The following is a 5572-nucleotide window of genomic DNA, read 5'->3' as shown; positions in this document are numbered from 1 at the left end:
TAAGATAGAGAAGTTGCCCTGCGGGCCTGGTTGTGATGGCTGGGTCGTGGGAGCATCCGATCCTTGAGAACTCAACAGCGTGCACTTGTCAAATGCCAAATTATCCTCGTTCAGCTTCGGCTGGGTGAGAATTCCTTTGGATCAAAGACCAACTCCTTTTGGGGGGTTGGCATTCGGATGAAGTCAGCAATGATGTCATCTCTTTGGTCAGTTTCAAACTCGCTGCGGCCTGGTTTTTCCCCGGGTTGTATGCAATTTCTTTTTACGGAGAGTTTGATCCTGGCTCAGGATGAACGCTGGCGGCGTGCTTAACACATGCAAGTCGAACGGTGAACACGGAGCTTGCTCTGTGGGATCAGTGGCGAACGGGTGAGTAACACGTGAGCAACCTGCCCCTGACTCTGGGATAAGCGCTGGAAACGGCGTCTAATACTGGATATGTGACGTGACCGCATGGTCTGCGTTTGGAAAGATTTTTCGGTTGGGGATGGGCTCGCGGCCTATCAGCTTGTTGGTGAGGTAATGGCTCACCAAGGCGTCGACGGGTAGCCGGCCTGAGAGGGTGACCGGCCACACTGGGACTGAGACACGGCCCAGACTCCTACGGGAGGCAGCAGTGGGGAATATTGCACAATGGGCGCAAGCCTGATGCAGCAACGCCGCGTGAGGGATGACGGCCTTCGGGTTGTAAACCTCTTTTAGCAGGGAAGAAGCGAAAGTGACGGTACCTGCAGAAAAAGCGCCGGCTAACTACGTGCCAGCAGCCGCGGTAATACGTAGGGCGCAAGCGTTATCCGGAATTATTGGGCGTAAAGAGCTCGTAGGCGGTTTGTCGCGTCTGCTGTGAAATCCCGAGGCTCAACCTCGGGCCTGCAGTGGGTACGGGCAGACTAGAGTGCGGTAGGGGAGATTGGAATTCCTGGTGTAGCGGTGGAATGCGCAGATATCAGGAGGAACACCGATGGCGAAGGCAGATCTCTGGGCCGTAACTGACGCTGAGGAGCGAAAGGGTGGGGAGCAAACAGGCTTAGATACCCTGGTAGTCCACCCCGTAAACGTTGGGAACTAGTTGTGGGGTCCATTCCACGGATTCCGTGACGCAGCTAACGCATTAAGTTCCCCGCCTGGGGAGTACGGCCGCAAGGCTAAAACTCAAAGGAATTGACGGGGACCCGCACAAGCGGCGGAGCATGCGGATTAATTCGATGCAACGCGAAGAACCTTACCAAGGCTTGACATATACGAGAACGGGCCAGAAATGGTCAACTCTTTGGACACTCGTAAACAGGTGGTGCATGGTTGTCGTCAGCTCGTGTCGTGAGATGTTGGGTTAAGTCCCGCAACGAGCGCAACCCTCGTTCTATGTTGCCAGCACGTAATGGTGGGAACTCATGGGATACTGCCGGGGTCAACTCGGAGGAAGGTGGGGATGACGTCAAATCATCATGCCCCTTATGTCTTGGGCTTCACGCATGCTACAATGGCCGGTACAAAGGGCTGCAATACCGTGAGGTGGAGCGAATCCCAAAAAGCCGGTCCCAGTTCGGATTGAGGTCTGCAACTCGACCTCATGAAGTCGGAGTCGCTAGTAATCGCAGATCAGCAACGCTGCGGTGAATACGTTCCCGGGTCTTGTACACACCGCCCGTCAAGTCATGAAAGTCGGTAACACCTGAAGCCGGTGGCCTAACCCTTGTGGAGGGAGCCGTCGAAGGTGGGATCGGTAATTAGGACTAAGTCGTAACAAGGTAGCCGTACCGGAAGGTGCGGCTGGATCACCTCCTTTCTAAGGAGCATCTGACACTTTCGGGTGTCCAGAACCCAGATCGAAGGCGTACGTTCTTCGCTGGGAGCTCATGGGTGGAACATTTGACATGGTGCGAAGGATGTTGTTCTTCTTCAGTACGCCGCTTCGGTGGTTGGAACGGGGAGGGTGACGGATGTCGCACCTGCACGCTGTTGGGTCCTGAGGGACCGGATGCGCTTTGACCTTCGGGTTGGAAGCATTTGGTTACTCTGGGCCTTTCGTTGTTTCCCCGGTGGGGAAGCGGTGAAGGGTACCGCCCGTACTTTGAGAACTACACAGTGGACGCGAGCATCTTGCAACTGATCTTCGGATTGGTTGCGCAAGATGATCTTAAAGATCATTAGTCAATTTCTGATCCCGCCTTCGGGTGGGGTCGAGTTTTTGATTCGAACTCATGTGATTTCAAGTCTTTAAGAGCAAACGGTGGATGCCTTGGCATCTGGAGCCGAAGAAGGACGTAGCAATCTGCGATAAGCCTCGGGGAACTGATAAGCAAGTTTTGATCCGAGGGTGTCCGAATGGGGAAACCCCGCTGGGCGGCGTGCCGACCTAGTGACTCCCGCCTGAATATATAGGGCGGGTAGAGGGAACGTGGGGAAGTGAAACATCTCAGTACCCACAGGAAGAGAAAGCAACCGCGATTCCGTTAGTAGTGGCGAGCGAAACCGGATCAGGCTAAACCGAGTGTGTGTGATATCCGGCAGGAGTTGCATATTCGGGGTTGTGGGACTCACCAGTCAGTTCTGCCGAGCTGGCGACGTTACAGAAGCGTATAGACGAACGGTCTTGAAAGGCCGGTCATAGAGGGTGCCAACCCCGTAGTCGAAATGCGTGTTCTGGCGTGGAGAGTATCCCAAGTAGCACGGGGCCCGTGAAATCCCGTGTGAATCTGTCAGGACCACCTGATAAGCCTAAATACTCCCAGATGACCGATAGCGGACAAGTACCGTGAGGGAAAGGTGAAAAGTACCCCGGGAGGGGAGTGAAATAGTACCTGAAACCGTTTGCTTACAAACCGTTGGAGCACCCCTGGTAGGTGTGACAGCGTGCCTTTTGAAGAATGAGCCTGCGAGTTAGCGATATGTGGCGAGGTTAACCCGTGTGGGGTAGCCGTAGCGAAAGCGAGTCTGAATAGGGCGATTCAGTCGCATGTCCTAGACCCGAAGCGAAGTGATCTATCCATGGCCAGGTTGAAGCGACGGTAAGACGTCGTGGAGGACCGAACCCACTTAGGTTGAAAACTGAGGGGATGAGCTGTGGATAGGGGTGAAAGGCCAATCAAACTTCGTGATAGCTGGTTCTCTCCGAAATGCATTTAGGTGCAGCGTTGCGTGTTTCTTGCCGGAGGTAGAGCTACTGGATGGCCGATGGGCCCTACAAGGTTACTGACGTCAGCCAAACTCCGAATGCCGGTAAGTGAGAGCGCAGCAGTGAGACTGTGGGGGATAAGCTTCATAGTCGAGAGGGAAACAACCCAGACCACCAACTAAGGTCCCAAAGCGCGTGCTAAGTGGGAAAGGATGTGGAGTTGCTCTGACAACCAGGAGGTTGGCTTAGAAGCAGCCACCCTTGAAAGAGTGCGTAATAGCTCACTGGTCAAGTGATTCCGCGCCGACAATGTAACGGGGCTCAAGCACGCCACCGAAGTTGTGGCATTGACATTATTGGTAGGCCTTCGTGGTCCAGCCGTGTTGATGGGTAGGAGAGCGTCGTGTGGCCAGCGAAGCGGCGGTGGAAACCAGCCGTGGAGGCTACACGAGTGAGAATGCAGGCATGAGTAGCGAATGACGTGTGAGAAACACGTCCTCCGAAAGACCAAGGGTTCCAGGGTCAAGCTAATCTTCCCTGGGTAAGTCGGGACCTAAGGCGAGGCCGACAGGCGTAGTCGATGGACAACGGGTTGATATTCCCGTACCGGCGAAGAACCGCCCAAGCTAATCCAGTGGTGCTAAACGTCCGAGCCTTCACATCGTCACCTTCGGGTGACACCGTGGAGGGGAGCACGTGACCCCATGCTGGTGCGGTTAGCGTATTAACAGGTGTGACGCAGGAAGGTAGTCCAAGCCAGGCGATGGTTGTCCTGGTGCAAGTGCGTAGGCCGAGTCATAGGCAAATCCGTGACTCATGAGGCTGAGACACGATGCGGATAAAAAGTGGATGATCCTATGCTGCCGAGAAAAGCATCGACGCGAGGTTCTAGCCGCCCGTACCCCAAACCGACTCAGGTGGTCAGGTAGAGAATACCAAGGAGATCGAGAGAATCGTGGTTAAGGAACTCGGCAAAATGCCCCCGTAACTTCGGGAGAAGGGGGGCCTTCGACGTACTAGGACTTGCTCCGAAAGCGTTTGGAGGCCGCAGAGACTAGTGGGTAGCGACTGTTTACTAAAAACACAGGTCCGTGCCAAGTCGCAAGACGATGTATACGGACTGACGCCTGCCCGGTGCTGGAAGGTTAAGAGGACCGGTTAGCCGCAAGGCGAAGCTGAGAATTTAAGCCCCAGTAAACGGCGGTGGTAACTATAACCATCCTAAGGTAGCGAAATTCCTTGTCGGGTAAGTTCCGACCTGCACGAATGGCGTAACGACTTCCCAACTGTCTCAACCGCGAACTCGGCGAAATTGCATTACGAGTAAAGATGCTCGTTACGCGCAGCAGGACGGAAAGACCCCGTGACCTTTACTACAGCTTGGTATTGGTGTTCGGTGTGGCTTGTGTAGGATAGGTGGGAGACTTTGAAGCGGTGACGCCAGTTACCGTGGAGTCATTGTTGAAATACCACTCTGGTCACTCTGGATATCTAACTTCGAACCGTAATCCGGTTCAGGGACAGTGCCTGGTGGGTAGTTTAACTGGGGCGGTTGCCTCCCAAAAAGTAACGGAGGCGCCCAAAGGTTCCCTCAACCTGGTTGGCAATCAGGTGGCGAGTGTAAGTGCACAAGGGAGCTTGACTGTGAGACTGACAGGTCGAGCAGGGACGAAAGTCGGGACTAGTGATCCGGCAGTGGCTTGTGGAAGCGCTGTCGCTCAACGGATAAAAGGTACCTCGGGGATAACAGGCTGATCTTGCCCAAGAGTCCATATCGACGGCATGGTTTGGCACCTCGATGTCGGCTCGTCGCATCCTGGGGCTGGAGTAGGTCCCAAGGGTTGGGCTGTTCGCCCATTAAAGCGGTACGCGAGCTGGGTTTAGAACGTCGTGAGACAGTTCGGTCCCTATCCGCTGCGCGCGTAGGAAGTTTGAGAGGATCTGACCCTAGTACGAGAGGACCGGGTTGGACGAACCTCTGGTGTGTCAGTTGTTCCGCCAGGAGCACCGCTGATTAGCTACGTTCGGGATGGATAACCGCTGAAAGCATCTAAGCGGGAAGCCGGCCTCAAGATGAGACTTCCATACCTTCGGGTGAGAGGCTCCCAGCCAGACTACTGGGTTGATAGGCCAGATGTGGAAGCACGGTAACGTGTGCAGCTGACTGGTACTAATAAGCCGATGACTTGATAACACACCGTTCGTTGGTGCTTGCGTCCACTGAGTGGTTCTCGATGTACGGTCGAGAACCACCTTCGATCACACACACGTGTGAACCTAGGTTTGATTGAAACATCAATAGTGTTTCGGCGGCCATAGCGTGAGGGAAACGCCCGGTCACATTCCGAACCCGGAAGCTAAGCCTCACAGCGCCGATGGTACTGCAGGGGGGACCCTGTGGGAGCAGCAGCTCGCCGTCAACCTGGTCGCGCCCGCGGAGCTGACGCGACTGCTGCT

3 rRNA genes are annotated in these 5572 nt (G+C 54.9%); all 3 read left to right on the top strand.

Going from position 1 to position 5572, the window contains the following annotated elements:
• Positions 1-261: 261 nt before the first annotated feature.
• Positions 262-1786: ribosomal RNA gene (locus DW297_RS06865) — 16S ribosomal RNA — on the top strand.
• Between the two features lie 421 nt (positions 1787-2207).
• A 23S ribosomal RNA gene (locus DW297_RS06855) occupies positions 2208-5309 on the top strand.
• Between the two features lie 111 nt (positions 5310-5420).
• A 5S ribosomal RNA gene (gene rrf, locus DW297_RS06850) occupies positions 5421-5538 on the top strand.
• Together the 16S, 23S and 5S rRNA genes form the textbook arrangement of a ribosomal RNA operon.
• Positions 5539-5572 lie beyond the last annotated feature (34 nt).

The sequence above is a fragment of the Microbacterium sp. PF5 genome (genome assembly GCF_004794315.1).
Lineage (GTDB): Bacteria > Actinomycetota > Actinomycetes > Actinomycetales > Microbacteriaceae > Microbacterium > Microbacterium sufflavum.
The sequence above is the reverse complement of the archived record's forward strand: the minus strand, read 5'-3'. Positions and strand labels throughout refer to the sequence as shown.